The sequence below is a fragment of the Aneurinibacillus danicus genome (assembly GCF_007991215.1).
Classification (GTDB): Bacteria; Bacillota; Bacilli; order Aneurinibacillales; family Aneurinibacillaceae; genus Aneurinibacillus; species Aneurinibacillus danicus.
In genome coordinates, this window is the sequence record NZ_BJXX01000124.1 from 1 (window position 1) to 26,926 (window position 26,926).

The following is a 26,926-nucleotide window of genomic DNA, read 5'->3' on the forward strand; positions in this document are numbered from 1 at the left end:
TGTGCAAAGAATAAACCCCTTATCTGATTACCACAGATAAGGGGTTTTTAAGTATTCAAACAACCGATCTGGATCAAGGAGTATTGCCGGAGGGATGGCGCAGGTGGCGACGACTTCGCCCATGCAGAAGCATGGTAAGCTCCTGCCATGTTGCCTGCCCATAGCCTTGTCTCTGCCCGCAGGAAACTTCCTGCCGGTATGCGAGGTGTTCGCAGGAAAGAAGCCCACGTGCTTCGAACGGGGGAGAATGTCGATCTGTACAGCAAGTCATATTTTGAATAATTAGGAAAAAATGAGGGGTGTTTGCGGGTCGCAAGCACTCTTTTTCTTTTTAGCGTTTTCTTAACATTAAATTTACAATTATCTCAGAGAAGCGTGCAAGCCTAGAAAAATAGGGAATTAAAATCGTTGTGGAATGCTGGGAAATCCCTTGTTTTTAACGGTGTAAATGGTTTGTAAAGATAGGATAAAGATCGTGTAAAACACCTTGTAGGGCCTAAATCCCTGGATTATTATGAACAACGTAATTATTTCACACCAAAGCAAAGGCGAAACTTATTCACTAAAAATTTTAAGGGGGATTTTTGCAGTGAAGTTGAAAAAACTCGGTGTCCTACTTTTCGCGCTTGTGATGATGTTCTCTCTCGCAGCGTGCGGCTCTAGCACGAGCCTGAAACCGGAAGGAGAGAAACAACAAGCAGGTGCTGGCGGAGAGCAAAAGCCGACTGAAGGCGGTGATGCAGGCCTGCTGAACGGCGCTGGATCTAGCTTCGTAAATCCGCTGTTCTCTAAAATGTTCAACGAGTATTCCAAAGAGCATGCCGATGTGAAAGTAAACTATCAAGCAATCGGATCCGGCGGCGGTATCAAGCAGTTGACTGCAAAAACAGTTGATTTCGCGGCTTCTGACGCTCCGATGAAAGAAGATGAAATCAAAGCTGCTGGCGGCAATGTACTTCACGTTCCGGTAACGCTTGGCGGCGTAGCCATTGCATATAATCTTGAAGGTGTTAAAGATTTGAAATTGACTCCGCAAAACATTGCCGACATCTACAGCGGCAAAATCAAAAAGTGGAATGACCCGCAAATCGCGGCAAACAACAAAGAAGTAAAACTTCCTGACACAGATATCTTCCCGGTACACCGTTCTGACAGCTCCGGTACAAGCCACATCTTCACCACGTACCTGAACAAAGCTGCAGGGGACAAATGGCCGAAAGAAAAGGTTGGTAAGTCTATCAAGTGGGATGGCGCAGGCACTGGTGCAAAAGGTAACGAAGGCGTAGCCGGTCAAGTACAAAACACTCCGGGCGCTATCGGATACATTGAGCTTGCGTATGTTATCCAAAACAACATGTCGGCAGCTCAAATTCAAAACAAAGAAGGTCAGTTCGTAGCTCCGTCTCTTGATTCTGTAACAGCTGCCGCAAAAGGCGGACTGGCTAACGTTCCGGAAGATTTGAAAATTGAGCTGAACAACCAGCCTGGTAAAGACAGCTACCCGATCGTTGGTACAACATGGGTGCTGATTCCGGAAGATTTGAAAATGGACAAAGCAAAAGCTGAAAAAATGCTTACTATGATGCAATGGGTTGTAACGGATGGACAGAAGTTCGCTTCTGACCTGCAGTACGCTCCGCTGCCGCAAGAACTGCAAGACAAGTGTGTGGAGCAACTGAAAAAAGTAAAAGTAGACGGTCAACCGGTTCTTAAATAAGAAGTAAGACGGAAATAGCGCGCAAAAAACTCCTTGGGGTTTTTTGCCGCTTTTTTCAAGAGAATGGGAGTGTAATCCTTGAAGAAGAGGTATGGAGATCAATTATTTAAAGGAATCGCATACGTTTTTGGCTGTTCAATTATTGCTCTGCTCGGTCTTATGGTCTGGGAGATGTTCCGCGGATCGAGCTTTTCATTTGCGAAATACGGACTGGGCTTTCTCTTCAGTTCAGATTGGGACCCGGTCATGGAAGAGTTCGGCGCATGGCCGTTCATTTATGGTACAATTGTTTCTTCGCTGTTGGCTCTTGCGATCGCGACGCCTATTAGCATTGGCATCGCAATTTTTCTTGTTGAAATCGCCCCGAAATGGTTCCGTGATATTGTAGGTTTTCTCATTGAGCTTCTGGCTGCTATCCCTTCAATTGTATATGGTTTATGGGGAATTTTCGTATTAGGCCCCATCATTCGCGAGTATATCGCTCCTGTATTTATTAACACGCTAGGGACATTCATCCCGTTCTTTGCCGGCCCGTCTTTTGGTGTAGGCATGTTCACGGCAGGTGTTATCCTGGCGATTATGATCATTCCGACGATTGCTTCCATTTCGCGGGAAGTGCTAATGGTTGTGCCGGATGCACAGCGTGAAGCCGCTTTGGCTCTCGGCGCTACGAAATGGGAAATGATTCGTACGGCTGTGCTTACGTATTCTCGTTCAGGCATTCTCGGCGCGATGATTATCGGTCTTGGCCGCGCGATTGGGGAAACAATGTCTGTAACTATGGTTATCGGAAATCGCCCGGAAGTTCCGGATTCTATATTCGATCCCGCCTATACGATGGCGAGTGTCATTGCCAACGAATTTAACGAAGCCTCCTCTGACATTTACTTATCAACCTTGATTGAAATTGGCTTCTTGCTGTTTGCGGTTACGCTGCTGGTGAATATCGTCGCGCGTTTCCTCGTTTGGTCCACGTCTAGAGGCGTACAGGAGGCGAAATAAGTATGGAAAGCGTATTAGAAACTGCCAAAAAACAAAAGGTGAATAAACTGAGTGCGAACCTGGGACGCCGCCGCGCATTCAGCAAGTTCATGGTGGCGCTGACGATCCTGAGTATGCTGTTGGCGCTTACCCCGCTGTTCAGTATTCTCGGATATGTGCTTGTGAAAGGTGCATCTGCCTTAAGTTTGTCTTTCTTTACCGAGCTTCCGGCTCCTCCAGGAGAGGCGGGAGGGGGGATGGCCAACGGGATTCTCGGCACGTTCACACTGATTGGGATTGCTTCGGCCATCGGCGTACCTGTAGGTTTAATGGCCGGTATCTTCTTGTCGGAATATGGACGCAACCGCTTCGGTAAGCTGGTTTCATTCCTGACTGATATCATGCTCGGCGTACCATCGATCGTCGTCGGGATCGTTGTATATGCACTGGTCGTACTGGCGATGGGCGGATTCTCCGCTTACGCGGGCGGGGTAGCGCTGGCGTTTATTATGATTCCAGCGGTTACGCGTACGACGGAAGAGATGTTGAAACTGGTGCCGAACCATATCCGTGAAGCAGGTCTCGCACTTGGCATTCCGAAATGGCGCGTGATTATGCTGATTATCCTGCCGACCGCATTGCGCGGTATTATTACCGGTATTATGTTAGCCGTAGCCCGTGTATCTGGGGAAACCGCTCCCCTGCTCTTTACGGCATTTGGAAATATGTACTGGAATCAATCACTCAGCGAACCGATCGCCTCGATGCCGGTACTTGTATTTAACTACGCGATTTCTCCGTATAAGGAATGGCAAGCCCAGGCATGGGCCGGAGCGTTAACGCTTATCCTGATTGTTCTTGTATTAAATGTATCGGCGCGTTTGGTTACGAGAAAGCGATAGAATATAGAGGTGGAGATCAATGACAATGATTGAAGCGAAAAACCTAAATTTGTGGTATGGCGATTTTCATGCGATTAAAGATATTAATATGACAATCGAAAAAAACAAGGTCACCGCATTTATCGGTCCTTCCGGCTGCGGGAAATCGACATTCCTGCGTGCGATTAACCGTATGCATGAAGTTATCGAGGGTGCGAAAGTGGAAGGGGAAATTCTGCTTGAGGGCCAGAATATCTACAGTTCTGACCGTGATCCGGTTACAGTGCGCCAGCAGGTAGGCATGGTGTTTCAAAAGCCGAATCCGTTTCCGACGATGTCCATTTATGATAATGTTGCAGCGGGCCTAAGGATTAACGGGTTTAGGAATAAGAAGAAGTTGGATGAAATCGTGGAACGCTGTCTGACACAGGCAGGTCTGTGGGATGAAGTAAAAGATCGTCTAGATAAGAACGCTATGGGCTTATCCGGTGGTCAGCAACAACGTCTGTGCATCGCGCGTACGCTGGCGGTGGAGCCGGAAGTCGTACTGATGGATGAACCGACTTCCGCCCTTGATCCGATTTCCACACAGAAGGTAGAAGAGTTGTTGTTTGAGCTGAAGAAGAAATATACGATTATCATCGTGACACACAACATGCAGCAGGCTGCGCGCGTCTCCGACCATACCGCGTTCTTCCTTTTGGGCGAAATGATCGAATTCGATCAAACAGAAACCATCTTTACCAACCCGCAGGACAAACGCACAGAAGATTATATTACAGGTAGATTTGGATAAGTTGCATCGGATAAAAATGATGTATGGAAAAGGAAGGCGGGCATAAAAGCGAAGCCCTTTCTCCTCTATTACATGTACAACATGCAGTTATGGTCGGCGATCGCCATTCCGATATAGAAGCAGGTAAGGTGAATGGACTGTACACAATTGCCTGTGATTTCGGATTCGCCACGGAGGGAGAACTGGACGGTGCGGATGACTGCGTCACTGCGTTTCCTGATATCCTGCCACTCATTGAAGTATATAAAGAAAGCCTGAAGTGAAATTTTGCTTCAGGTTTTTTGCTGTTACAAACGCTAAAAATAGGGTACATAAGAATAGAAAATTGAAATGAGGTCAAAAATAAAAATATTAATGGCTTGCAATTTTTCATCAGGATCATTATAATTAAAGTCAAAGAAAGTCAAAGTCAAATATGATAAAAGAAAAACCGGTTAGGGAGGTGCGTAGATGCGGAACATATCGGACATTATCGAGCAGCATTTGAAAAAAATTCTGCAGCAGAGCAATGGAGCCGTAGAAATTCAGCGCAGCGAATTGGCTGATAAGTTCCAGTGTGTCCCTTCGCAGATTAATTATGTAATCAGCACCCGGTTTACTGTTGAGAAAGGCTACCTTGTAGAAAGCAAACGGGGCGGCGGCGGCTATATTCGCATCCGAAAGGTCGAAATTATTGATAATCAGCGCTTCTACAACATGTTAATGGAGACCATCGGAGAGAGTATAACGGCGGCGGCTTGTGACAATATTATTGAACGGCTTCGGGAAGAGAGGCTCATCTCGCTGAAAGAAATGCAGATGATGAAAACGGCCACAGGGAGAGTATTGTCTTCTGTACCGATACCTCTTAGAGATCGGCTGCGCGCCGATATTCTCCGGGCGATGTTAACGACGATTTTCGTTTATTAGCATATAGAACTATGTGTATTCGGGAGGGAAGCGGATATGATTTGCCAGGAATGCCACCAGCGTCCGGCTACGCTGCATTTCACTAAAATCGTGAATGGCGAAAAGAACGAATTCCATCTTTGTGAAGTGTGTGCCCAGGAAAAAGGCGACATGTTCCCGGGTGGCATGAACCACTTCTCTATTCACCATCTATTGTCCGGCCTGTTGAACAACGCTGAGCCAAGCACCAGTCCGTTCAAGGTGCAGCAGGAGGCACCGCTGCGTTGTGATACATGCGGGCTTACATATTCCCAGTTCAGCAAGAGCGGACGCTTCGGCTGCAGCAATTGTTATAAGGCGTTCGGGGAGAAGTTGGACCCGCTGTTCCGACGCGTGCATGGCAATACACATCATAGCGGCAAGGTACCGGAGCGCTCGGGCGGCACAATCAAGCTGAAAAAAGAAGTATCCCAGTTAAAAAATGAGCTAAGAAAACGCGTCGAACAGGAAGAATTCGAAGAAGCAGCAAAGATTCGTGATCAAATCCGCGATTTAGAGCGTCAAATCGCAGATTTGTAGGAGGGGAAATGCATGTCTTTCCAGAAGTTTATAACAAACGCAGTAAGCGAATGGATGAATGGCGACGGTCTGGACGCTGACATTGCGATCAGCAGCAGGGTACGGCTAGCGAGAAACCTGCGCGATCAGCCGTTTCCGATGCTGGCGACCGATTCGCAGCTTGACCAGGTTATCGCGCAAGTTGAGCAGGCGATGGAAGATGAAGCGTTTAAGAGACAGGGGCATTTTGAAATGATTCGCATGGACGCGCTGACTCCTTTGCAGAAGCGCGTACTAATGGAAAAGCATCTTATTAGCCCGAATCTTCTGGCAGACTCTCGAAAAGGCGCTGTCATTCTTAGCGAGAATGAAGCGGTTAGCATCATGGTGAACGAAGAGGATCACCTGCGCATTCAATGCTTGTTTTCCGGGCTGCAGTTGAAAGAGGCATGGGAAGCCGCCGACCGGATCGATGACATCTTCGAGAAGCATATCAACTTCGCGTTTGACGAACGGCGCGGCTTCCTCACCAGTTGTCCCACCAATGTGGGAACAGGAATCCGTGCCTCGGTTATGATGCATCTGCCAGGACTTGTAATGACCCAACAGATTAATCACATTTTATCTGCTATCAATCAGCTTGGTTTGGTGGTAAGAGGGCTTTACGGAGAGGGAAGTGAAGCAATAGGGAACTTATTCCAGGTTTCCAACCAGGTAACGCTTGGACAATCTGAAGAAGAGATTATTGAGAACCTTACCAGTGTAACCCGGCAAATTATCGAAAGAGAACGTGAAGCACGCCATAGTTTAATGCATAATCATCGACTTCAATTGGAAAACAGGGTATGTCGTTCATACGGCATATTGACGAATGCGCGCATTATCGAGTCGAAAGAAGCGGCTGAACGTTTATCTGATGTGCGTCTCGGTATTGACCTTGAAATTATCAAAGGAATACCGCTCAGCGTCATGAACGAATTGATGGTAATGACGCAGCCGGGATTTCTGCAGCAGTATGCGGGTCAAGAGTTGACTGCCGATTCCCGCGATGAACGCCGGGCACGGCTTATCCGGGAGCGTTTGCAGTCGACGATGGAATCATAATAGCCTGTCTTTTATTATACTAACGGAGGTGCTTGTTTTATGATGTTTGGTCGTTTTACGGAAAGAGCTCAAAAAGTCTTGGCTCTTGCCCAGGAAGAAGCCGTTCGCTTAGGTCATAAGAATATCGGCACCGAACACATTCTCCTCGGCCTGATTCGCGAAGGAGATGGCATTGCAGCAAAAGCCCTGCAGGCGCTGGGCCTTGGCCTCGATAAAATTCAGGGTGAAGTAGAGTCATTAATTGGCCGTGGCGGTGAGCAGCCAAGCAACATTAACTATACACCGCGTGCCAAAAAAGTGATTGAACTGTCCATGGATGAAGCAAGAAAGCTGGGTCATACCTACGTAGGAACCGAGCATATTCTTCTTGGTCTAATCCGCGAGGGAGAAGGCGTAGCAGCCCGCGTACTTAACAACTTGGGCGTAAGCCTTAACAAAGCGCGTCAACAGGTATTGCAACTGCTTGGCAGCAGTGAAGCGATGTCTTCGCATCAGCAAAGCTCAAACAGTGCGGCAATCAATACTCCGACGCTTGACAGTCTGGCTCGTGACCTGACAGCAGTAGCGCGTGATGGCGGCCTTGACCCTGTTATCGGGCGTGCCAAAGAAATCGAGCGTGTCATCCAGGTACTTAGCCGCCGGACGAAGAACAACCCGGTCCTTATCGGTGAGCCGGGTGTCGGTAAGACAGCGGTTGTCGAAGGGCTGGCACAGCGTATTATTAATAACGAGATTCCCGAAACGCTGCGTAACAAACGTGTAATGACACTCGATATGGGTACAGTAGTAGCCGGAACGAAATACCGCGGTGAATTTGAGGACCGTCTCAAGAAAATCATGGATGAAATTCGTCAAGCCGGCAATATCATTCTGTTCATCGACGAGCTGCACACACTTATCGGTGCAGGGGGGGCAGAGGGGGCGATTGACGCTTCCAATATCCTGAAGCCGTCCCTGGCTCGTGGGGAACTGCAGTGTATCGGTGCCACCACACTTGATGAATATCGCAAGTATATCGAGAAGGATGCGGCGCTCGAACGTCGTTTTCAACCGATCCAGGTCGATGAGCCATCTACGGAAGAAGCGGTGCAAATTCTGTTCGGTCTGCGTGACCGCTACGAGGCGCACCATCGCGTAAATATTACGGACGAGGCGATTCGTCAGGCGGTACAGCTGTCAGACCGCTATATCTCTGACCGCTTTCTACCGGATAAAGCCATTGACTTGATTGATGAAGCGGCATCGAAAGTACGCCTGCAGTCCTACACCATTCCGCCGAACTTGAAAGAGCTTGAGCAGAAGCTCGAAGAAGTACGGAAGGAAAAAGATGCAGCCGTGCAAAGCCAGGAATTTGAAAAAGCGGCTTCCATGCGCGACAAAGAGCAAAAGTTACGTGAAGAACTGGATAGGACGAAAAATGAATGGCAGGAAAAACAAGGTCAAACTGACTCTGAAGTCACTCCTGAAGATATTGCTTCCGTTGTAGCGAGCTGGACCGGCATCCCGGTTGTCAAGCTAAAAGAGGAAGAAACGGAGCGCCTGTTGAAGATGGAAGAAATTCTTCATAAGCGCGTTATCGGCCAGGAAGATGCGGTAAAATCCATCTCCCGCGCCGTGCGCCGTGCTCGCGCCGGACTGAAAGATCCGAAGCGTCCGATTGGGTCCTTTATCTTCCTTGGACCGACTGGTGTAGGTAAAACCGAGTTGGCCCGTGCGCTGGCGGAAGCGCTGTTCGGTGAAGAAGACGCGATGATTCGCATCGACATGTCTGAGTATATGGAGAAGCACTCTACGTCTCGTCTTGTTGGTGCCCCTCCGGGATATGTGGGGTTCGATGAAGGTGGTCAGTTAACTGAGAAAGTACGCCGCAAGCCGTACTCCGTTATTCTCCTGGATGAGATTGAGAAGGCGCATCCGGAAGTATTTAACATATTGCTGCAGGTCCTTGAAGATGGTCGTTTGACTGACTCTAAAGGACGCACGGTTGACTTCCGCAATACGGTTATCATCATGACGTCCAATGTAGGTGCGGACCTTATCAAGAAGAATACCAGCCTGGGCTTTACAACGCCGGACAGCTCGAAGCACTATGATGACATGAAAGACCGTGTATTGAGCGAATTGAAGCGCAGCTTCCGACCAGAGTTCCTGAACCGGATCGACGAGTTAATTGTCTTCCATTCCTTAGACGAAACACACATTGCAGAGATCGTAATGCTGATGTCCGAGGAGCTGCGTAAACGCCTGAACGAGCAGGAAATTGACTTCATTCTCACTGAAGATGCGAAGAAATTCCTGGCAAAAGAAGGCTTCGACCCGGCATTCGGTGCTCGTCCGCTGCGTCGTGCCATTCAGCGCCACATTGAAGATCGCCTCTCCGAAGAGCTGTTGACCGGTGGCATCAAGAAAGGCGATACAGTGAAAATTGATGTCGTAGAAGGCGAGCTGAAAGTTGAAAAAGCCAAAGAAGGCGAAGAATCTGTTTCAAAGTAATGGTAAATACAGCACGAAAGCATAGATAATGAGAAAAAGGCTCTCCCAGAGAAAGCAACCTTTGCTTGGGAGAGCCTTTTTTATAAAATAGAGAAAGTGTAAAGGAAATGGGCGACAAAGCAGGAAAACGATATAATCAACAAGAAAATATGTTAAGGAAGAAGAGAAGATAGGCATGGCAAAATATAAATCCAAATATGTATGTCAAGAATGCGGATACGAATCCCCGAAATGGATGGGAAAATGCCCGGGATGTGCCAAGTGGAATACAATGGTAGAAGAGCTGGAAGAGAGGGCGAAACCGGGTGATGCGGCACGCCGGGGTGTGTCTACGGCTGCCAGCCATCTGGCCCCTATCACGGCTATTGTGGGAGAAGATGAACCTCGTTTGACGACGAATATTAGCGAATTAAACCGTGTGCTTGGCGGCGGAGTAGTACCCGGCTCCCTTGTTCTTGTAGGAGGAGACCCGGGAATTGGCAAGTCAACACTTCTATTGCAGGCATCACAGGAGCTGGCAAGCAATAATAATAAAGTATTATATATTTCCGGTGAGGAATCGACGAAGCAGATTAAGCTGCGTGCCGAACGGTTAGGTGCGAGCAGCCCGAATCTATATGTGCTGGCGGAGACCGATTTGTTTTTACTTGAACAGCAGATACTGCAGTTTATGCCGGCAGTGGTCATTCTTGACTCCATTCAAACGGTGTTTCACCCGGATGTTACTTCTGCACCGGGAAGTGTGGCTCAGGTAAGGGAGTGTACTGCGCACCTTATGCGGTTGGCAAAAACAAAAGATATCGCTATCCTTATTGTTGGACACGTCACTAAGCAGGGAGCGATTGCCGGTCCGCGCCTCCTGGAACATATGGTGGATTCCGTATTGTACTTTGAGGGAGAACGCCATAACACATACCGAATCCTGAGAGCGGTAAAAAACCGTTTCGGCTCCACCAACGAAATCGGTATTTTTGAGATGGCGGAAGCCGGTTTAAAGGAAGTGATCAACCCCTCAGAGATGTTTCTATCCGAGCGCTCGCTAGGCGTAGCCGGTTCCACTGTCGTGGCCAGCATGGAAGGGACCCGGCCTGTATTGGTTGAACTGCAGGCGCTGGTAACGCCTACCGGTTTTGCAACTCCGCGTCGGATGGCAACAGGCGTTGATCACAATCGAATCGCCATGATTATGGCAGTGCTGGAGAAGCGTGTAGGCCTGCTTCTTCAGAATCAGGATGCTTATGTGAACGTAGCGGGTGGTGTGCGTCTCGATGAGCCGGCGATCGATCTGGCTGTGGCGGTTAGCCTGGCGTCGAGTTTTCGGGATAAGCAGACCCATCCGTATGACGTAGTCATTGGTGAAGTGGGATTAACCGGAGAGGTTCGAGGGGTTTCCCGCATTGAGCAGCGCGTAAAAGAAGCGCAAAAATTAGGGTTTAAACGTGTAATCATTCCCGCCAAGAATGTAACGGGCTGGGAGCATCCAAAAGGAATTAAAGTAGTCGGGGTGCAAACGGTTTCGGAAGCGCTGCGGGAAGCGTTGGGAGGATAATATGGCAACGGACAACAAGCGTGAACAGTTTATTAGCGATGTACTGCGCTTCGTCTCGCCGGGGACGCCGCTGCGGGAAGGGTTGGAGAACGTCCTGCGGGCGAAGACAGGTGCCCTCATCGTCATTGGAAACACACCAGCGGTGCAGACGATTGTAGACGGAGGTTTTTCGATTAATTGTGATTTGACGCCTGCCCATCTTTATGAATTGGCGAAAATGGATGGAGCTATTATTCTGAGTGAGGATGCAAAGAAAATTTTATACGCTAATACACAGCTAATCCCCGATTCTTCCATACCGTCCACGGAAACGGGGATCAGGCATAGAACGGCGGAACGGGTAGCGAGACAGACAGGTCAGCTAGTCATCTCCATTTCGCAGCGGCGCAACGTAATTACGCTGTACCGGGGCCCTTACCGTTATTCTCTTAAAGATATCGGCGTGATTCTAACCAAAGCAAATCAAGCGATTCAAACGCTGGAGAAGTATAAGTCCGTACTGGATCAGGCACTGACAAATCTGGGGGCTTTGGAATTCGAAGAGCTTGTAACGCTCCATGAAGTGGCGCTCGTTGTGCAGCGGATTGAAATGGTTTTACGCATTAAGTCAGAAATCCTTAAATATATTAATGAACTAGGGACGGAAGGACGTCTCATCAGTATGCAGATGGAAGAACTCGTATCAAACATCGAGGATGACGCTTACTTGCTAATCAAGGACTATTGCCGTCTCGGTGATGAAACCGATCCGGAAGAGGTACTGGCCCAACTGCATAAGCTATCGGCGGATGAATTGCTTGAGTCGGTTAATATTCTTAAGACTCTGGGATATACACCAAGCGCGAACCTGAACGATGAACCCGTCTTCCCTCGCGGCTACCGAATTCTCAGCAAAATTCCGCGTCTTCCGGCTTCGATTGTCAGCAATCTTATTGAAGAATTCTCCAGTCTGCCGCAGGTAATGATGGCTACCATTGAAGAGCTGGATGAAGTGGAGGGAATAGGTGAGGTGCGGGCCCGTGCCATTAAGGAAGGACTGAAGCGGATACAGGAGCAGGTGTTCATTGACAGGCACATTTAGTTCGGCATACAATAAAATAATTGTTCAGGGGCCTATGCCATTTAGAAACAGACAGGTCCTGACGATGGGAGGAGACTGTTTCATCATAAAGAAACAGTACCAGGGAGGTAAAAGAGCTAGAATGATAGCGAAAATGATTCCGAACTTATTTACAATAGGCAACTTGTTTCTAGGTGTTATTGCGATGTTGCTGGCGTTTCGTGATGAGCCGATTTATTTGAGCTATGCGGCGATTATGGTTATTATCGGTATGGTATTGGACGGACTGGACGGACGCCTGGCCCGTATGCTAAATGCACAGAGCGATTTTGGTAAAGAGTTGGATTCACTCTCAGATATTGTAACGTTTGGCGTAGCGCCTGCTTTGATTATGTATGTGGTGCTGCTTGAGAACATGGGGTGGGCCGGTATTCTGCTTACAGGCCTGTTTCCGATTTGCGGCGCTTTGCGCCTTGCTCGTTTCAATTCGGCAACCAGAGGCAATACGGGCTATTTCGTCGGTTTGCCCATTACGGCTGCGGGTGGCGTGCTGGCTACGCTGGCATTGTATCACAATGCGTTTCCGCCGGTATATCTTGTGCTGATCATGCTTGGACTGTCCTACTTGATGGTTAGTAACATTAAATATCCTAACTTCAAAAAAGTGGGAATTCCTCGTTCTGCATATTGGGTCACTCCCATTATCGTTATCATTGTGGCGGTTATGGCCATGCGTTTTCCGGCACAGTTCCCGATGATTGTATTTATTCCTCTCGTTTTTTACGCACTGTATGGCGTGAAGAAGAATATTGACCGGATGGTGCGGAGGCGCCGCCACCGGAATGCCGAAGAGGAGATTACGAATTCATAGTAAAGATCGGAGTCTATCTCCGGTCTTTTTTTGATCATATAAAATTAATTTGACATATTTGTTGACATGTTTGTTTTTTATGTGATATGATTATTAATTTTAAATGTTGACAAAAACAGAATGCTATGATATGGTGAACTTGGATACTCTGTTGGGGGTGGGTTTGTTGTTTCGAATTGGCGATAAGGTTGTTTATCCAATGCATGGAGCAGGTATCATCGAAGCCATTGAAGAGAAGGAGATTCTTGGTGAGAAACAGCAGTACTATATTATGAAGATGCCGGTCGGCAATATGCAGATCATGATCCCGATGGGAAAAGTGTCGAAACTTGGTATTCGTCAGGTAGTAGATATGGCGGCACTTGAGAGAGTGATGGAAATTTTGCGACGTGAAGAAGATGACCTGAGCATCAGCTGGAACCGCAGGTATCGTAAGAACATGGAGAAGATGCGGACGGGTGACATTTACGAAGTTGCTGGCGTTGTTCGTGAATTAATGCACAGAGAGAAAGAAAAAGGACTATCGACGGGCGAGCGTAAGATGCTTGATAACGCTCGACAAATTTTGCTGAGTGAATTGGTGCTCGTCAAAAATATTGATGAAGAGCAGGCGACTGACCTGTTAGAGCAGGTAGTCAATAGTTAGAGGGGAAAAGCTTCTCTAAGAGAAGCTTTTCTCTTTTCTTTCCATGTAACTTTTTGCTCCGTGTTTACGTAAGAGAAATAGAAAGCAAATTTTGGCAAACTGTTTTGCTTTCGAGCGTTTTTTATTTGGTAGATATGACTATAATGAAATATGAATCATTTTGAGGAGGTGAATGTATGGTCAGAAGAATTATTCAGTTGTTTTTCCTCCTGGTTGGTGCAGGATTGGGATATCAATTTGGCCCCGACCTGTTGGAATTGCTGAATTCGCTTATCTATATCGGGGCAGTGCCAGGTGTGGAGTATATTAGCGCGGTGCTTGGTGCAGTGCTATTCTTTTTCATTACCTCTTGGCCGACAGAATATATTGTGAAGACGATTAAACGCAGTGAAGAGACGCTAATTAAGCTTCCGATTACGGATGTGCTGTTTGGAGCTATGGGGCTTATTATTGGACTTATTGTGGCGTTTTTGCTTTTTCTTCCTATCAATAGCATTCCCATTCCGATCGTGGCGCGATTGCTCCCGCTGCTTATTTCCGTTTTGTGCGGTTACATTGGTTTTCAGGTAGGTCTGCGCAAACGCGATGAAATTATGTCGGTTTTTTCTATCGGTCGCTTTAAAAGTGACAAGAAGAAAGAGGAAAAACAAGAAGTAAACCAGGTTCCTTATAAAATTCTTGATACAAGCGTAATTATCGACGGACGAATTGCGGACATTTGTAAAACGGGCTTCATCGAAGGCGCACTTGTCATTCCGGAATTCGTCCTTGAAGAGTTGCAGCATATCGCTGATTCTTCCGATGCGCTAAAGCGTAATCGTGGGCGTCGCGGGCTTGACATTTTAAACAAGATTCAAAAAGAATTAAAGGTAAAGGTTATTATCACGGATCAGGACTTTGATGAAATTAGCGAAGTGGACAGCAAGCTGGTTAAGCTGGCCAAAGTGATGAAAGGGAAAGTCGTGACGAACGATTTTAACTTAAATAAAGTATGTGAATTGCAGGGTGTCTCCGTTTTAAATATTAACGATTTGGCGAATGCGGTCAAACCGGTGGTTCTGCCGGGGGAAGAGCTGCATGTGCAGGTAATTAAAGATGGTAAAGAAAATGGTCAGGGCGTGGCATATCTCGATGATGGCACGATGATCGTGGTAGAAGGCGGACGCGAATACATCGGTTCATTTTTGGACGTCATTGTCACAAGCGTGCTGCAGACGTCGGCCGGACGAATGATTTTCGCCAAGCCGAAGCTAATGGAAAAAGCGCTGTAGGAAATGAGTGAATGAAGTGAATATAGGTGTAGTCATTGCAGCCGCAGGGCAAGGAAAACGTATGGGCGGACCGGTGAAAAAGCAGTTCATTGAACTGGCCGGAAAACCGGTGCTGCTCCATACGCTTGACCTGTTTGTCGGACTGGAATATGTGAAGGAAATTGTCGTTGTAACAGCGGAGGAAGATGTAGAGCGCACGCGCAAGCTGCTCGCAGCGTATCCGCAGGCTCTGGTAATCCCGGGGGGAGCGGAGCGTCAGGACAGCGTATACCTGGGGATTACGGCACTCTCTTCTTCCGACTATGTCATGATCCATGACGGTGCCCGGCCGTTTCTTTCCTGTTCGACGCTTGAGAAGTTGGTCGATGCGGTGCGTGTGAAGCGCGCTGCCATTCTGGCTGTACCCGTGAAGGATACGATCAAGCGGACGGACGAGACGGGAGTTGTGATGGACACACCGCCAAGGAAAAGCTTGTGGGCTGTACAAACGCCACAGGCTTTTGCTTTGTCCGATATTCTTGCTGCCCATGAACAGGCGCGAAAGGATGGTTTTCTGGGCACGGACGATGCGTCGCTGGTGGAGAGAATCGGACAGGCGGTGCATGTTGTAGAAGGAGAATATACGAATATTAAGCTGACTACGCCGGAGGACATTGTGTTCGGCGAAGCGATTTTGAAGTGGAGAAGGGAGAGGGAGCAATGATTCGGGTAGGACAGGGATTTGATGTTCATCAGTTGGTAGAAGGCCGCAAACTTATCATCGGCGGTGTGGAGATCCCTTATGAGAAAGGGCTTCTTGGGCATTCGGATGCGGATGTGCTGTTGCATGCGATTACTGATGCCATTCTGGGGGCGTTGGGTTTTGGTGATATCGGAAAGCATTTTCCGGATACGGACGCCGCATTCAAAGATGCAGATAGTCAAGTGCTGCTGCGCGATGTCTGGAAGCTGGTAAAAGAAAAAGGATATACTATCGGCAATGTGGACGCAACCATTATTGCCCAGCGGCCAAAAATGGCGCCGCATATAGAGCAAATGCGCGAGACAATTGCTGCTTGCGTCGAAACGGAAACAGAGCGGATTAATGTGAAAGCCACCACAACGGAGAAGCTCGGCTTTACAGGCAGGGGCGAAGGAATCGCAGCCATGGCTGTTGTATTGTTACAAAAAGTAGGCTTATAATAGATGAAGCGAAAAAACTGAAGGATGGTGGCAGTTCATGTCGAAAAAAGTCCGCGTACGGTTTGCACCGAGTCCAACCGGACATTTACATATTGGAGGCGCCCGCTCGGCGCTGTTTAACTATCTGTTTGCCCGTCACCACGGCGGTGATTTTATTGTCCGCATTGAAGATACGGATCGGAAGCGAAATGTGGAAGATGCGGAAGCAAAATTAATCGAGAGTCTGCGCTGGTTTGGCACGGAGTGGGACGAAAGCATTGACAAGGACGGCGGTGTCGGTCCCTATCGTTCCATGGACAGACTGGATATTTATCAGAAATACATTGACCAACTGGTAGCGGAAGGAAAAGCGTATCCTTGCTACTGTACGGAAGAAGAACTGACTGCGGAACGTGAGGCGCAGAAAGCGAGAGGCGAGACGCCCCGCTATGCGGGAACATGCCGCAATCTGACTCCGGAACAGATTGAAGTCTATGAAGCGGAAGGCCGCAAAGCTTCCATTCGTTTCCGTGTTCAGGAAAATCGTGAATATACCGTGCATGATCACATCCGTGGTGAAGTCACATTCGAATCGAACGGGATCGGCGATTTTGTCATTTGTCGTCCGGATGGTATCCCAACATATAACTTTGCAGTTGTTATTGACGATGCTTTAATGAAGATTACGCACGTCATCCGCGGTGAAGAGCATTTGTCCAATACACCGCGCCAGTTGATGATTTATGAAGCGCTCGGTTTTGAAGCGCCTGAATTTGCGCATGTTGCGTTAATCCTGAATCCGGACGGCAAGAAGATGAGCAAACGGGACGAGTCCATTATTCAATTTATGGAACAATACCGGGAGCTGGGTTATTTGCCGGAGGCTCTCATGAATTTTCTCGTGCTTCTCGGATGGTCTCCGGAAGAAGAGCAGGAGATATTCACGCGTGAGGAGCTTATTGAGAAGTTCTCGTTAAGCCGTGTCTCCAAGTCACCTGCCATCTTCGACGTTCATAAGCTAAACTGGATGAACAATTATTACATCAAGCAGACACCGGTGGAGCGAATTGCTGAACTCTGTATTTCGCATATGCAAAGCGCAGGGCAGCTTCCGCAGGAATTGAGTGATGAGCAGCGTATATGGGCAGAGAGATTGGTAGCCCTGTATCAGGAACAGCTGCATTATGCGGCAGAAATCGTGGAGTTGGCTGCGTCCTTCTTCGAAAACGAAGTAAAATACGATGAAGAAGCAAAAACTGTGCTGGCCGAAGAACAGGTGCCGGACGTAATGAAGGCTTTCTATGAAGAGCTGGCGGCACTTGATGAATATACCGCTGACACAATTAAAGGTGCGTTAAAAGCCGTGCAGAAGTCGACCGGACAAAAAGGTAAGAAATTATTCATGCCGGTTCGTGTGGCGGTTACCGGATTTACCCACGGCAGAGATCTGAACGAGACGTTGTTTCTGCTGGGACGCGAAACCGTAATGCAGCGAGTGGCGAATGTAGCTAATCACTATGAACAGATTGTAAAATAATACGACAAAATCCAATATTCAACGGCAAAGAGCGGAAGAAGTACGAAAAAGAAAGAGAGCACCAGAGAAGGCCGCCGGTACAGAATAGCTGTACCGTGCTGGAAGCGGCCCTGTTCTCCGTTTTCGGAAATGCATCCGTGAGCCGGGCTTCCGAACACCTTATATGTCAGTAGGAAGCTCCGTTTCCCGCGTTACCGGTAGCAAAGAGCATCCTGCTTTTACGGATTCAAGCAGGATGAAGCAGAGTGGAACCGCGGAAATCATCGACCGTCTCTGCAGCCGAAGACTGGCTGTAGAGGCTTTTTTTTTGAAAAAAAGGAGTGAAAAGATGCTTAAAACACTGCGGGAAGATGTTGGTGCGGTTATGGAACGGGACCCGGCGGCGCGCAGTACATTAGAGGTCATACTTACGTACTCCGGATTGCATGCGATCTGGTTTTACCGTGTAAGCCATGGCCTATGGAATAGAAAGTTTTATACTTTAGCAAGGATGGTATCCCAGTTTGGTCGATGGTTGACAGGAATTGAGATTCATCCGGGAGCGAAGATCGGCAAGGGGCTGTTTATTGACCATGGAATGGGTGTCGTTATCGGAGAAACGTGTGAAATCGGCGATAATGTAACGCTCTATCAGGGAGTGACTCTGGGCGGCACCGGTAAAGAAAAAGGCAAGCGCCATCCGACTATCGGCAATAACGTCCTTATCGCTTCTGGGGCCAAAGTGCTTGGTTCGATGACGATCGGTGATAACTCCAAAATCGGTGCTGGTTCAGTCGTGTTGCAGGAAGTGCCCCCAAACTCGACTGTCGTCGGTATTCCGGGCCGGATTGTCATACAGGACGGTATACGTGTAGGGCAAGACTTGGATCAGGTGAATCTGCCTGACCCGATTGGTGAAGTTATGCGTTCGATGCAGCGCGAGATTGACATGCTTAGACAGGAAGTAAAACAATTGAAGGAGAGTCGACAGTCCGATGAGCAATATTAAAATATATAATACGCTAACACGCAAAAAAGAAGAGTTTGTTCCTCTTGAGCCGGGTAAGGTAAAAATGTACGTGTGTGGGCCTACGGTCTATAACTTCATTCATATTGGAAATGCCCGTCCGCCGATTGTGTTTGATGTGGTTCGCCGTTATTTCATGTATCGCGGATACGATGTAACCTATGTTCAAAATTTCACTGATGTGGACGACAAAATCATAAAAAAAGCCAACGAGAGCGGCATGAGCGTCGAGGAAGTGGCGGAAAAGTTCATTGCCTCTTTTGTAGAGGACGTACGTGCGCTTGGTGTCAAAGAAGCTGATATTCATCCGAAAGTCACCGAGCATATTCCGGAAATTATCTTCTTTATCGAAGGATTGATCGAGAAGGGGCATGCGTATGTAGCAGGTGGAGACGTGTATTTCCGTACGGCTTCATTCCCGGAGTACGGGAAGCTGTCGCATCAGAATATTGAAGAACTGCAGGCGGGAGCGCGTATCGAGGTCAATGACAAGAAAGAGAATCCGCTTGATTTCGTGCTGTGGAAAGGTGCGAAGCCAGGGGAAATCTACTGGGAGAGTCCATGGGGCAAAGGGCGTCCGGGCTGGCATATTGAGTGTTCGGCGATGTCGCACAAATATTTGGGTGACACGTTTGACATTCATGGCGGCGGGCATGATCTGACCTTCCCGCACCATGAAAACGAAATTGCGCAATCGGAATGTTTAACAGGTCATCCGATGGCGAAATATTGGATGCATAATGGATATATTAACATCGAAAATGAAAAAATGTCCAAGTCGCTCGGTAACTTCATCCTTGTAAAGGACGTGCGGGAAAAATATTCACCGCGTGTTGTCCGTTTCTTTATGCTGAGCGCCCATTACCGTAATCCTATCAACTTCAGCGATGAACTGCTGCAGCAGGCGGCAAACAGTCTGGGGCGCATAGATACATGTGTTCGCAATCTGAAACATCATCTCATTTCCGCAGCCAATGAAGTCACAACAGAAGAAGAAAAACAGCGGTTGGATGCATTCCGTAAGCGGTTTATCGAAGAGATGAATAATGACTTTAATACGGCAGATGCGATTACAGTACTGTTTGATATCGTGCGTGAAGTCAATCAGTTCATGGCGGGGAGCGCAGTGAAGAAAGAATTAGCGGAAGCTTATTTATCCCTGTTTGCCGAATTAGGCGATGTATTGGGTATTTCTTTTGGTGAAGCTGAAGCGTCCGTAACGGGTCCGTCTGACGAAGAAATCAATGCGTTAATTGAAGAGAGAACGCTAGCACGGAAAGAGAAAAATTTCGCCCGCGCCGATGAAATCCGCAACCAGCTGCAGGAGATGGGAATTGTGCTGGAAGATACGCCGCAGGGCATACGATGGCATCGAAAATAAGCCGGGAGAAGGAGCGGCTATGAAGCAGGACAAACTAATAAGAGATCCGAAGCAGATGAATGCGCTCACGCTTGCTTATATGGGCGATGCAGTATTGGAGGTTCGTGTACGCCAGCATTTAATTGCAGCGGGGGAAGTCAAACCGAACCTGCTGCAGCGTGCTGCGGTACGCTATGTGTCGGCTAAGGCACAGGCAGGTATTGTAAGCGGAATTTGGGAGCGATTGACGGAAGAAGAACAGGCAGTACTGAGACGGGGCCGGAACGCCAAATCGGCGACCATGCCAAAGAATGCGCGGGTGGCTGATTATCGCCTTAGCACCGGGTTTGAAGCGTTGCTTGGCTTTTTGTATTTGACCGGACAGGAAGAGCGGTTGGACGAGATTTTATCGTATTCGCTCGACTGGGTGGAGAAAACGAATGAATAAAAAGGAGTTTGCCATGAGTGAATATATTGTTGGGAAGAATCCCGTTCTTGAAGCGCTGCGCTCAGGACGCTCAATCAATAAAATATGGATTGCCGAAGGCTCGCAAAAAGGGGTAACCGGCCAGGTTATGGCGCTGGCAAAAGAAGCGGGAGTAACGATTCAAATCGTGCCGCGCAAGAAGCTGGATCAGGCTGCCGCAGGAGAGAGTCATCAAGGTATTCTCGCCTATATTGCTGCTTACGACTATGTAGAAGTAGATGAAATTCTTGCCCGGGCAGAGACCTCCGGAGAACCGCCATTTCTTGTCATTTTGGATGAAATAGAGGACCCGCATAATCTTGGCTCTATTCTTCGGACAGCAGATGCCACAGGTGTACACGGTGTTATCATTCCAAAACGTCGCTCGGCCGGCTTAACATCTACAGTGGCTAAAGCATCGGCCGGGGCCATTGAATATGTCCCGGTCGCTCGTGTAGCAAATCTGGCGCGTACCATTGAAGATTTGAAAGAGCGCAATATTTGGGTTGTAGGAACGGACGCTTCCGGAGCAGAAGAATTTCGTGAAGCGCGGCTTGATATGGGCATTGCACTCGTCATTGGGAGTGAAGGCAAAGGCATGAGCCGCCTGATTGAAAAGAAATGTGATTTTACGGTTAAACTTCCGATGACTGGACATGTGACATCGTTGAATGCATCCGTCGCTGGAGCCTTGTTGATGTATGAAGTCTACCGCCAGCGTCATCCGTTAGCCAAGTAAGGGCGGAGCGGCATGGAAGAGATACTGATAGTGGATGGCTACAATGTCATCGGGGATTGGAAGAGACTGAAGGAAAAAAAGAAAATCAGCCTGGAAGAAGCGCGGGATGATTTGCTCGGTTGGCTTGCGGATTACCAGGGATTCACCGGGACGCGTGTTATTGTTGTGTTTGACGCACATAATGTCAAAGGCAAAGGAAAAAAAATGCGTGAACACCGTCTGGACATTCGCTATACGAAAGAAAAGGAAACGGCCGACGAATGCATCGAAAGGCTCGTATTCGAGTTATCTAATCGCCATCGTCAGATTTATGTAGCGACCTCGGATTATACAGAGCAGCGGGTAACATTCGGATATGGCGCTTTACGCAAATCAGCCCGCGAACTCTGGTTGGAGATGAAGCGGGTGAACCGTGACATTAGTGAGAAAGTACGGGAGACGAAGCAGCAGCCCAGAGGAAGAGGTCTTGAACTGAGCGACGAAATTAAAAAAAAATTCGAAAAGTGGCGTCGTGGGGACAGGTGATTTTATTGACGGTAAAAGGTTACATAATATATAATGGCTTTATCTAATGCATAACGGCAGGTCGGAGGGATGATGTTTGGCTGCAGACCATACCCGCTATGAAGCTCTATATGATGAGGACATTGTGGATCTTGTACGGTTAGGAGACAGCGACGCGCTGGAATACCTAATTAATAAGTATAAGAATTTTGTGCGCTCGAAAGCCCGTTCGTATTTTTTAATCGGTGCCGATCGTGAAGATATTGTGCAGGAAGGTATGATTGGGCTGTACAAATCGATTCGGGACTTTAAAGGAGATAAGCTTGCCTCCTTTAAAGCGTTTGCTGAATTGTGTATTACGCGCCAGATTATTACTGCGATCAAAACAGCCACCCGACAGAAACATATTCCTCTTAATTCCTATGTCTCATTGGACAAGCCCATTTATGATGAAGATTCGGATCGTACTTTGCTGGATATTATCTGCGGGACACGGGTGACGGACCCGGAAGAGTTGATTATCAACCAGGAAGAGTATGATGACATTGAAGACAAAATCAGCGAAATTCTGAGTGATTTAGAACAACAGGTGTTGCTTCTGTATTTGGACGGACGTTCGTACCAAGAAATTGCGGTTGACTTGCGTCGTCATGTAAAATCGATTGATAATGCTCTCCAACGAGTAAAACGTAAGCTTGAAAAATATTTGGAAGTTCGTGAAGTTTCTCAAGTGTAATAGAAGACAGATGAAGACAGGGCAAAAGCCCTGTTTTTATTTTTTTCAAAAACGATCTTAAATTATCAAAAAAAGTTTGACGAAATATAATATATAAGTCATTTATCATGGTATAATAGTTTGAATTCATTGATTTCTTAGAGAGGGGGAGAAGGATGAGAGCAAGAAGTCTTAAAATTAAATTGTTAGCAGTTATTATTCCGATTATTATGATAGCGCTTTCTTTTGTGGCCTGGCTGAATCATAATAAGGCCAAAGAATTTCTGGAAAGCAGCTTTCAGGAACGGGCGTTTATTCAGCTTGAATTGCTAAATAACAAAGTAACCGACTGGTTGGTGCAGCAGAAGGACCGCGTCACGAATATAGCTTCGAGCATGGATATCCGAAGCATGAATAAAGATATGCAGCTTTCCTATTTAAAATCCAAACTAAAAGAATATCAGGGATATGAGATGTTTTTTATTGCCGATTTACAGGGGAAGGCATTTACGACGGCAGGTCAAAAGGTGGATGTAGGTAACCGTCCATACTTTAAGCGGGTGACCAGTGGAGATTTCTATGCCATTTCCGACCCCCTTATCTCGCGGGCTTCCGGTAAATTGGTGGTGGTTATCGCAAGTCCGATTTATAATCAACAAAATCAACTCAGCGGTATGTTAGGCGCGACCGTTCCGCTTACCACGATGAACGAGATTGTCGTCAGTCAAAAGATCGGAGAGACCGGGTATGCGTATATGGTGCAGCGGGACGGCCTGGTTATCAGCTATCCGCAGCAAGAGGAAATTCTAAAACTTAATGTTCTCAAGTTGAACATTCCATCACTCAAGGAAGGTATTGAGCAGGCGTTTGTTGGTAAGACTGGATACAAAAGATATACCTATAAAGGCGTGGATAAATATGCGTTCTTTTCACAGGTATCGACCACAGGCTGGGTAGTTGCCATTACGGCTCCGGTCAAGGAAGCATCCAGTCAACTAGATTATCTGGCGAAATTATCATTCGTGACCGCCAGCGTCGTCCTTGTGTTTGCGGTTATTATTCTTATTGTATTTTCCTCGCGTTTCGTGCGTCCGATTCGCCATCTGAGCGAGTTGACGGCCATGATTGCAGCGGGCGACTTAACGGTGAAAACGCCAAACCGCAGCAATGATGAAGTAGGAGTGCTTAGCCGTAACTTTAACCAGATGGTTGAAAGTGTTCATATGCTATTGCTTGAAATCAAGGAAGCTTCCCAAAAAATGCGAAAATCTTCAGAAGTTCTTACATTGGCCAGCCAGGAGACAACACACTCTGCGGAGCAGGTAGCGGTGACGATTAACGATCTGGCGGAAGGCGCCGGAGATATTGCCCACTCTATTCAATCGGCAAACATGGAGGTTGCGCTCGTCAATGAAAGTCTGCAGCAAATCTCCGTTTATGCCGATGAAATGAACCGAACGTTTATCGCGACCAACGAATTGACGGAAGAAGGCGAGAAGTCAGTGCAGGCGGCCATGGATAAAATGGAAGAGATTCAACGAATGGTAGACAGTGCGTCCGAAGTCGTACAGAAGCTTGGTGAACGTTCTGAAGAAATCGGGCAGATTGTTAGTCTGATAACCGGGATTGCTTCACAGACGAACCTGCTCGCGCTGAACGCCAGCATCGAAGCGGCACGTGCCGGTGAAGCGGGCCGAGGCTTTGCGATCGTGGCGGATGAAGTCCGCAAGCTTGCGGAAGCGACGGATAAAGCGGCAGGCAATATTTCACGGATTGTGCAGGAGAACAAGCGGGAGACGCACGAAGCAATTGATTCGATTCTGCGCGGACACGACGTGATTATCGAAGGACGGGAAATGGTGCACCACACCGGTGATTCGTTTGGTAAAATTCATGAGCATATTAAGCTTGTGGGTGAGAGGAGCGCGTATATTACTTCATCTATTAAAGTGGCGGAAGAGAATGCCCGCAAAGTGTTGGAACAGATGGAGCGCGTCTCAGCGATTACGGAAGAAGCGTCCGCAGGCTCTGAGGAAGTGGCGGCGGTCAGCGAGCAGCAGGCAGCGGCCGCACAGCAGTTGTCAAATGATGCGGCTAATATGGCTCGTCTATCTGATCAGATGGAAAGCTTGGTGGCGCGATTTAAGATGTAGAAGTAGATGTCAAAATTTTTGTTTGACACCTATTTTCCACTGTGATAAAGTATTTGAGGTAGCCGTGTGCAAACACGGTTTTACTTGATGCAAAATTAACTATGAAAAGCCGATAACGGCTAATAATGTGGGAGGTGTAACATCATGCGGGTAACTGTAACGTTAGCGTGCACCGAGTGCAAACAACGCAACTATACCACAACGAAAAACAAACGTAAGCAAACGGAACGCATCGAGATGAAGAAATACTGCAAATTCTGCAATGATCATACTCTTCATCGTGAAACTCGCTAATGTATTGTAAGAGTTCGATTTTATTGGGGGTGCGTTATGAGTTTTGTTGATAAACTCAAACGCGGACCGGCCTTTTTGAAGGAAGCCTGGACCGAACTGAAGAAAGTGACATGGCCGACCCGTAAAGAACTGGTTTCTTACACGACGGTCGTGCTGGTAACGGTGACGCTCATCGCAATCTTCTTCTTAGTAATCGACTTAGGTATTTCTCAACTTCTCGAATTTATATTGAAGACCGGGAAATAATGATGGGGGGGTAAGGACACCTGTTTGTCCTCGAATCATGGAAAAACACTGGTATGTAGTTCACACTTATTCAGGATACGAGAATAAGGTGAAAACAAATCTGGAAAAGCGCGTCGAGTCAATGGGAATGGAAGATAAAATCTTCCGCGTGCTGATTCCTACCGAAGAGGAAACCGAAGAACGCGACGGTAAGAAAAAAGTCGTAACGAAAAAGGTTTTTCCGGGGTACGTGCTCGTCGAGATGGTAATGACCGACGATTCCTGGTATGTGGTACGTAATACGCCGGGTGTGACCGGGTTCGTTGGCTCTGCAGGTGCGGGTTCGAAACCGACTCCTTTACTTCCTGAAGAAGTGACTTCGATTATGAAGCAGATGGGCATGGAAGAATCTGTGCACCGTGTCGACTTTGAGCTGAAAGAAATGGTGAAGGTTAAAGAAGGTCCGTTCGCCAACATGGTTGGTTTGGTTGAAGAGATTCAACTGGACAAGCGCAAAGTCAAAGTATTGGTTGATATGTTTGGACGCGAAACGCCGGTTGAGTTGGACTTTGCTCAAGTGGCTAAGTTATAGAGCTATTGTTTCTAGGAGGTGTACCACATGGCTAAAAAAGTTATGAAAGTCGTTAAACTTCAAATCCCCGCAGGTAAAGCGAACCCGGCACCGCCGGTTGGTCCGGCTCTCGGTCAAGCTGGTGTGAATATTATGGGATTCTGTAAAGAATTCAATGCTCGTACACAAGAACAAGCAGGTCTGATTATTCCGGTTGAGATTACCGTGTTCGAAGATCGTTCGTTCACATTCATCACAAAAACTCCGCCGGCTGCAGTTCTGCTGAAAAAAGCTGCAGGAATCGAATCCGGTTCCGCTGTACCGAATAAAACAAAAGTTGCGACTGTGAAACGCGACAAAGTTCGTGAAATCGCTGAAACCAAAATGCCTGACCTGAACGCGGCAGATGTAGAAGCTGCTATGCGCATGGTTGAAGGTACTGCCCGCAGCATGGGCATCACAATCGTTGACTAATTAATTGGCTGGCTAACCAAACATGTTTCTGCCGCAGGGTTGTGTAAGTACGGAGTGTATCCGTCGACGCGCAGCCCTGTTTCGTGGGAGGCACAACCGTTAAAACCACAATTAAGGAGGAAATTAAAGTGGCGAAAAAGGGTAAGAATTACTTAGAAGCTGCAAAACTGATTGACCGCAACGTTGCTTATGAAATCGACGAAGCTCTTGAACTCGTTAAAAAAGCTTCGAAAGCTAAATTTGATGAAACTGTAGAAGTAGCATTCCGCCTGGGCGTTGACCCTCGTAAGAACGATCAACAAATCCGCGGCGCTGTTGTACTTCCGCATGGTACTGGTAAAACTTCTCGCGTGCTTGTATTTGCAAAAGGCGAAAAAGCGAAAGAAGCAGAAGCTGCAGGAGCAGATTATGTAGGCGACGAAGACTACGTAGCGAAGATTCAACAAGGTTGGTTTGAATTCGACGTAGTTGTTGCAACGCCGGACATGATGGGTACTGTAGGTAAACTGGGTCGTGTACTCGGACCGAAAGGCTTAATGCCGAACCCGAAAACTGGTACTGTAACATTTGAAGTTGAAAAAGCGGTTAAAGAAATTAAAGCAGGTAAAATCGAATACCGTACAGATAAAGCGGGTAATGTCCACGCTCCGATCGGTAAAGTATCTTTCGAAAGCGAGAAGCTTGCAGAAAACCTGCGCACGCTGATCGATACCCTGCAAAAAGCAAAACCGGCTGCCGCAAAAGGTACTTACATGAAGAATATCACTGTAAGCTCCACAATGGGTCCCGGCGTAAAAGTTGCTGTTCCTACAAAATAATGGCTTGACATAAATTCTTAGGATTGATAAGATAGCATTTGTTGATAAATGAATATGCCGTTACCGTAGACAGAAGGTGCCTGACACG

General features: G+C 47.5%; 29 protein-coding genes and 2 other annotated features (1 of these 31 cut by a window edge). All 29 genes read left to right on the forward strand.

Translation table 11 applies throughout. The features are described 5' to 3' along the window. Positions 1-589 precede the first annotated feature (589 nt). Complete coding sequence (gene pstS, locus ADA01nite_RS13460) at positions 590-1,717, forward strand: phosphate ABC transporter substrate-binding protein PstS (protein ID WP_218029562.1); 1,128 nt, start codon at positions 590-592, stop codon at positions 1,715-1,717. 78 nt (positions 1,718-1,795) lie between these two features. Next, positions 1,796-2,719 carry a phosphate ABC transporter permease subunit PstC gene (gene pstC / locus ADA01nite_RS13465; protein WP_146810708.1) on the forward strand — a complete coding sequence of 308 codons (924 nt, stop codon included), beginning with the start codon at positions 1,796-1,798 and terminating at the stop codon, positions 2,717-2,719. 2 nt (positions 2,720-2,721) lie between these two features. Then, positions 2,722-3,600, forward strand: a complete 879-nt coding sequence (gene pstA, locus ADA01nite_RS13470) for a phosphate ABC transporter permease PstA (protein ID WP_246147340.1) — start codon at positions 2,722-2,724, stop codon at positions 3,598-3,600. A 19-nt stretch (positions 3,601-3,619) separates the two neighbouring features. After that, on the forward strand, positions 3,620-4,375 hold the full coding sequence (gene pstB, locus ADA01nite_RS13475; RefSeq protein ID WP_146810710.1) for a phosphate ABC transporter ATP-binding protein PstB: 756 nt from the start codon (positions 3,620-3,622) through the stop codon (positions 4,373-4,375). 23 nt (positions 4,376-4,398) lie between these two features. Then, positions 4,399-4,638, forward strand: coding sequence for an HAD family hydrolase (locus ADA01nite_RS13480; RefSeq protein WP_146810712.1), 240 nt, complete (start codon positions 4,399-4,401; stop codon positions 4,636-4,638). A 187-nt stretch (positions 4,639-4,825) separates the two neighbouring features. Beyond that, the gene (locus tag ADA01nite_RS13485) at positions 4,826-5,284 is read left to right on the forward strand and encodes a CtsR family transcriptional regulator (protein WP_146810714.1); all 459 of its coding nucleotides are present in this window, start codon (positions 4,826-4,828) and stop codon (positions 5,282-5,284) included. Positions 5,285-5,320: 36 nt separating this feature from the next. Next, a complete protein-coding gene (gene mcsA, locus ADA01nite_RS13490; RefSeq protein ID WP_146810716.1) occupies positions 5,321-5,842 on the forward strand; it encodes a protein-arginine kinase activator protein McsA in 522 nt (173 codons plus the stop codon). A gap of 12 nt (positions 5,843-5,854) precedes the next feature. Continuing rightward, positions 5,855-6,925, forward strand: a complete 1,071-nt coding sequence (gene mcsB, locus ADA01nite_RS13495; protein ID WP_146810718.1) for a protein-arginine kinase McsB — start codon at positions 5,855-5,857, stop codon at positions 6,923-6,925. A gap of 39 nt (positions 6,926-6,964) precedes the next feature. Next, positions 6,965-9,418 (forward strand): ATP-dependent Clp protease ATP-binding subunit, encoded by a 2,454-nt coding sequence (locus tag ADA01nite_RS13500; RefSeq protein WP_146810720.1) that lies wholly within the window; start codon positions 6,965-6,967, stop codon positions 9,416-9,418. A gap of 175 nt (positions 9,419-9,593) precedes the next feature. Next, entirely contained in the window at positions 9,594-10,967 is a 1,374-nt protein-coding gene (gene radA / locus ADA01nite_RS13505) for a DNA repair protein RadA (protein ID WP_146810721.1), read from the forward strand. 1 nt (position 10,968) lies between these two features. Beyond that, on the forward strand, positions 10,969-12,048 hold the full coding sequence (gene disA / locus ADA01nite_RS13510; RefSeq protein ID WP_146810723.1) for a DNA integrity scanning diadenylate cyclase DisA: 1,080 nt from the start codon (positions 10,969-10,971) through the stop codon (positions 12,046-12,048). Positions 12,049-12,169: 121 nt separating this feature from the next. Further along, positions 12,170-12,898, forward strand: coding sequence for a CDP-diacylglycerol--serine O-phosphatidyltransferase (gene pssA, locus ADA01nite_RS13515; RefSeq protein WP_146810725.1), 729 nt, complete (start codon positions 12,170-12,172; stop codon positions 12,896-12,898). Positions 12,899-13,064: 166 nt separating this feature from the next. Then, on the forward strand, positions 13,065-13,544 hold the full coding sequence (locus ADA01nite_RS13520) for a CarD family transcriptional regulator (RefSeq protein WP_146810727.1): 480 nt from the start codon (positions 13,065-13,067) through the stop codon (positions 13,542-13,544). 176 nt (positions 13,545-13,720) lie between these two features. Further along, a complete protein-coding gene (locus ADA01nite_RS13525; RefSeq protein WP_146810729.1) occupies positions 13,721-14,815 on the forward strand; it encodes a PIN/TRAM domain-containing protein in 1,095 nt (364 codons plus the stop codon). 16 nt (positions 14,816-14,831) lie between these two features. Beyond that, entirely contained in the window at positions 14,832-15,518 is a 687-nt protein-coding gene (gene ispD, locus ADA01nite_RS13530) for a 2-C-methyl-D-erythritol 4-phosphate cytidylyltransferase (RefSeq protein WP_174760610.1), read from the forward strand. Next, positions 15,515-15,997, forward strand: coding sequence for a 2-C-methyl-D-erythritol 2,4-cyclodiphosphate synthase (gene ispF / locus ADA01nite_RS13535; RefSeq protein ID WP_146810733.1), 483 nt, complete (start codon positions 15,515-15,517; stop codon positions 15,995-15,997). The genes ispD and ispF overlap by 4 nt, the downstream gene beginning before the upstream one ends. Positions 15,998-16,034: 37 nt before the next feature. Further along, positions 16,035-17,513, forward strand: a complete 1,479-nt coding sequence (gene gltX / locus ADA01nite_RS13540; RefSeq protein ID WP_146810735.1) for a glutamate--tRNA ligase — start codon at positions 16,035-16,037, stop codon at positions 17,511-17,513. An 18-nt stretch (positions 17,514-17,531) separates the two neighbouring features. Beyond that, positions 17,532-17,791: a binding site (T-box leader), on the forward strand. Beyond that, positions 17,749-18,501 (forward strand): serine O-acetyltransferase, encoded by a 753-nt coding sequence (gene cysE / locus ADA01nite_RS13545; RefSeq protein ID WP_281286012.1) that lies wholly within the window; start codon positions 17,749-17,751, stop codon positions 18,499-18,501. (Overlaps the previous feature by 43 nt.) Continuing rightward, entirely contained in the window at positions 18,488-19,900 is a 1,413-nt protein-coding gene (cysS, locus tag ADA01nite_RS13550) for a cysteine--tRNA ligase (protein WP_146810739.1), read from the forward strand. Before cysE ends, cysS begins: the two co-directional genes overlap by 14 nt. Positions 19,901-19,919: 19 nt before the next feature. Continuing rightward, positions 19,920-20,327, forward strand: coding sequence for a Mini-ribonuclease 3 (locus tag ADA01nite_RS13555; RefSeq protein WP_146810785.1), 408 nt, complete (start codon positions 19,920-19,922; stop codon positions 20,325-20,327). Continuing rightward, entirely contained in the window at positions 20,320-21,084 is a 765-nt protein-coding gene (gene rlmB / locus ADA01nite_RS13560; protein ID WP_246147341.1) for a 23S rRNA (guanosine(2251)-2'-O)-methyltransferase RlmB, read from the forward strand. The genes ADA01nite_RS13555 and rlmB overlap by 8 nt, the downstream gene beginning before the upstream one ends. Positions 21,085-21,096: 12 nt before the next feature. Beyond that, on the forward strand, positions 21,097-21,609 hold the full coding sequence (locus tag ADA01nite_RS13565; RefSeq protein WP_146810741.1) for an NYN domain-containing protein: 513 nt from the start codon (positions 21,097-21,099) through the stop codon (positions 21,607-21,609). 76 nt (positions 21,610-21,685) lie between these two features. Continuing rightward, positions 21,686-22,324 (forward strand): RNA polymerase sporulation sigma factor SigH, encoded by a 639-nt coding sequence (gene sigH / locus ADA01nite_RS13570; RefSeq protein ID WP_146810743.1) that lies wholly within the window; start codon positions 21,686-21,688, stop codon positions 22,322-22,324. A 155-nt stretch (positions 22,325-22,479) separates the two neighbouring features. Next, positions 22,480-24,456, forward strand: a complete 1,977-nt coding sequence (locus ADA01nite_RS13575) for a methyl-accepting chemotaxis protein (RefSeq protein WP_146810745.1) — start codon at positions 22,480-22,482, stop codon at positions 24,454-24,456. A gap of 144 nt (positions 24,457-24,600) precedes the next feature. Then, positions 24,601-24,750 carry a 50S ribosomal protein L33 gene (gene rpmG, locus ADA01nite_RS13580; protein ID WP_043063763.1) on the forward strand — a complete coding sequence of 50 codons (150 nt, stop codon included), beginning with the start codon at positions 24,601-24,603 and terminating at the stop codon, positions 24,748-24,750. A gap of 36 nt (positions 24,751-24,786) precedes the next feature. Further along, positions 24,787-24,996 carry a preprotein translocase subunit SecE gene (secE, locus tag ADA01nite_RS13585; protein ID WP_146810746.1) on the forward strand — a complete coding sequence of 70 codons (210 nt, stop codon included), beginning with the start codon at positions 24,787-24,789 and terminating at the stop codon, positions 24,994-24,996. Positions 24,997-25,033: 37 nt separating this feature from the next. Continuing rightward, a complete protein-coding gene (gene nusG / locus ADA01nite_RS13590) occupies positions 25,034-25,567 on the forward strand; it encodes a transcription termination/antitermination protein NusG (protein ID WP_146810748.1) in 534 nt (177 codons plus the stop codon). Between the two features lie 27 nt (positions 25,568-25,594). After that, positions 25,595-26,020: a 50S ribosomal protein L11 gene (rplK, locus tag ADA01nite_RS13595; RefSeq protein ID WP_146810750.1), complete on the forward strand. Its 426-nt coding sequence runs from the start codon at positions 25,595-25,597 to the stop codon at positions 26,018-26,020. Positions 26,021-26,148: 128 nt separating this feature from the next. After that, positions 26,149-26,838 carry a 50S ribosomal protein L1 gene (gene rplA / locus ADA01nite_RS13600; protein WP_146810752.1) on the forward strand — a complete coding sequence of 230 codons (690 nt, stop codon included), beginning with the start codon at positions 26,149-26,151 and terminating at the stop codon, positions 26,836-26,838. A gap of 45 nt (positions 26,839-26,883) precedes the next feature. After that, positions 26,884-26,926, forward strand: a sequence feature (ribosomal protein L10 leader region); it runs 93 nt beyond the window's last position.

Coding starts and splice junctions, on each gene's coding strand:
- cysE (WP_281286012.1), top strand. CDS start 17,749: ATGAAGCAGAGTGGAACCGCGGAAATCATCGACCGTCTCTGCAGCCGA.
- gltX (WP_146810735.1), top strand. CDS start 16,035: ATGTCGAAAAAAGTCCGCGTACGGTTTGCACCGAGTCCAACCGGACAT.
- disA (WP_146810723.1), top strand. CDS start 10,969: ATGGCAACGGACAACAAGCGTGAACAGTTTATTAGCGATGTACTGCGC.
- radA (WP_146810721.1), top strand. CDS start 9,594: ATGGCAAAATATAAATCCAAATATGTATGTCAAGAATGCGGATACGAA.
- pstB (WP_146810710.1), top strand. CDS start 3,620: ATGACAATGATTGAAGCGAAAAACCTAAATTTGTGGTATGGCGATTTT.
- ADA01nite_RS13485 (WP_146810714.1), top strand. CDS start 4,826: ATGCGGAACATATCGGACATTATCGAGCAGCATTTGAAAAAAATTCTG.
- pssA (WP_146810725.1), top strand. CDS start 12,170: ATGATAGCGAAAATGATTCCGAACTTATTTACAATAGGCAACTTGTTT.
- ADA01nite_RS13565 (WP_146810741.1), top strand. CDS start 21,097: ATGGAAGAGATACTGATAGTGGATGGCTACAATGTCATCGGGGATTGG.
- ADA01nite_RS13525 (WP_146810729.1), top strand. CDS start 13,721: ATGGTCAGAAGAATTATTCAGTTGTTTTTCCTCCTGGTTGGTGCAGGA.
- secE (WP_146810746.1), top strand. CDS start 24,787: ATGAGTTTTGTTGATAAACTCAAACGCGGACCGGCCTTTTTGAAGGAA.
- ADA01nite_RS13500 (WP_146810720.1), top strand. CDS start 6,965: ATGATGTTTGGTCGTTTTACGGAAAGAGCTCAAAAAGTCTTGGCTCTT.
- ispF (WP_146810733.1), top strand. CDS start 15,515: ATGATTCGGGTAGGACAGGGATTTGATGTTCATCAGTTGGTAGAAGGC.
- cysS (WP_146810739.1), top strand. CDS start 18,488: ATGAGCAATATTAAAATATATAATACGCTAACACGCAAAAAAGAAGAG.
- rplK (WP_146810750.1), top strand. CDS start 25,595: ATGGCTAAAAAAGTTATGAAAGTCGTTAAACTTCAAATCCCCGCAGGT.
- mcsB (WP_146810718.1), top strand. CDS start 5,855: ATGTCTTTCCAGAAGTTTATAACAAACGCAGTAAGCGAATGGATGAAT.
- mcsA (WP_146810716.1), top strand. CDS start 5,321: ATGATTTGCCAGGAATGCCACCAGCGTCCGGCTACGCTGCATTTCACT.
- rpmG (WP_043063763.1), top strand. CDS start 24,601: ATGCGGGTAACTGTAACGTTAGCGTGCACCGAGTGCAAACAACGCAAC.
- rlmB (WP_246147341.1), top strand. CDS start 20,320: ATGAATAAAAAGGAGTTTGCCATGAGTGAATATATTGTTGGGAAGAAT.
- ADA01nite_RS13480 (WP_146810712.1), top strand. CDS start 4,399: ATGGAAAAGGAAGGCGGGCATAAAAGCGAAGCCCTTTCTCCTCTATTA.
- nusG (WP_146810748.1), top strand. CDS start 25,034: ATGGAAAAACACTGGTATGTAGTTCACACTTATTCAGGATACGAGAAT.
- ADA01nite_RS13575 (WP_146810745.1), top strand. CDS start 22,480: ATGAGAGCAAGAAGTCTTAAAATTAAATTGTTAGCAGTTATTATTCCG.
- ADA01nite_RS13555 (WP_146810785.1), top strand. CDS start 19,920: ATGAAGCAGGACAAACTAATAAGAGATCCGAAGCAGATGAATGCGCTC.
- pstA (WP_246147340.1), top strand. CDS start 2,722: ATGGAAAGCGTATTAGAAACTGCCAAAAAACAAAAGGTGAATAAACTG.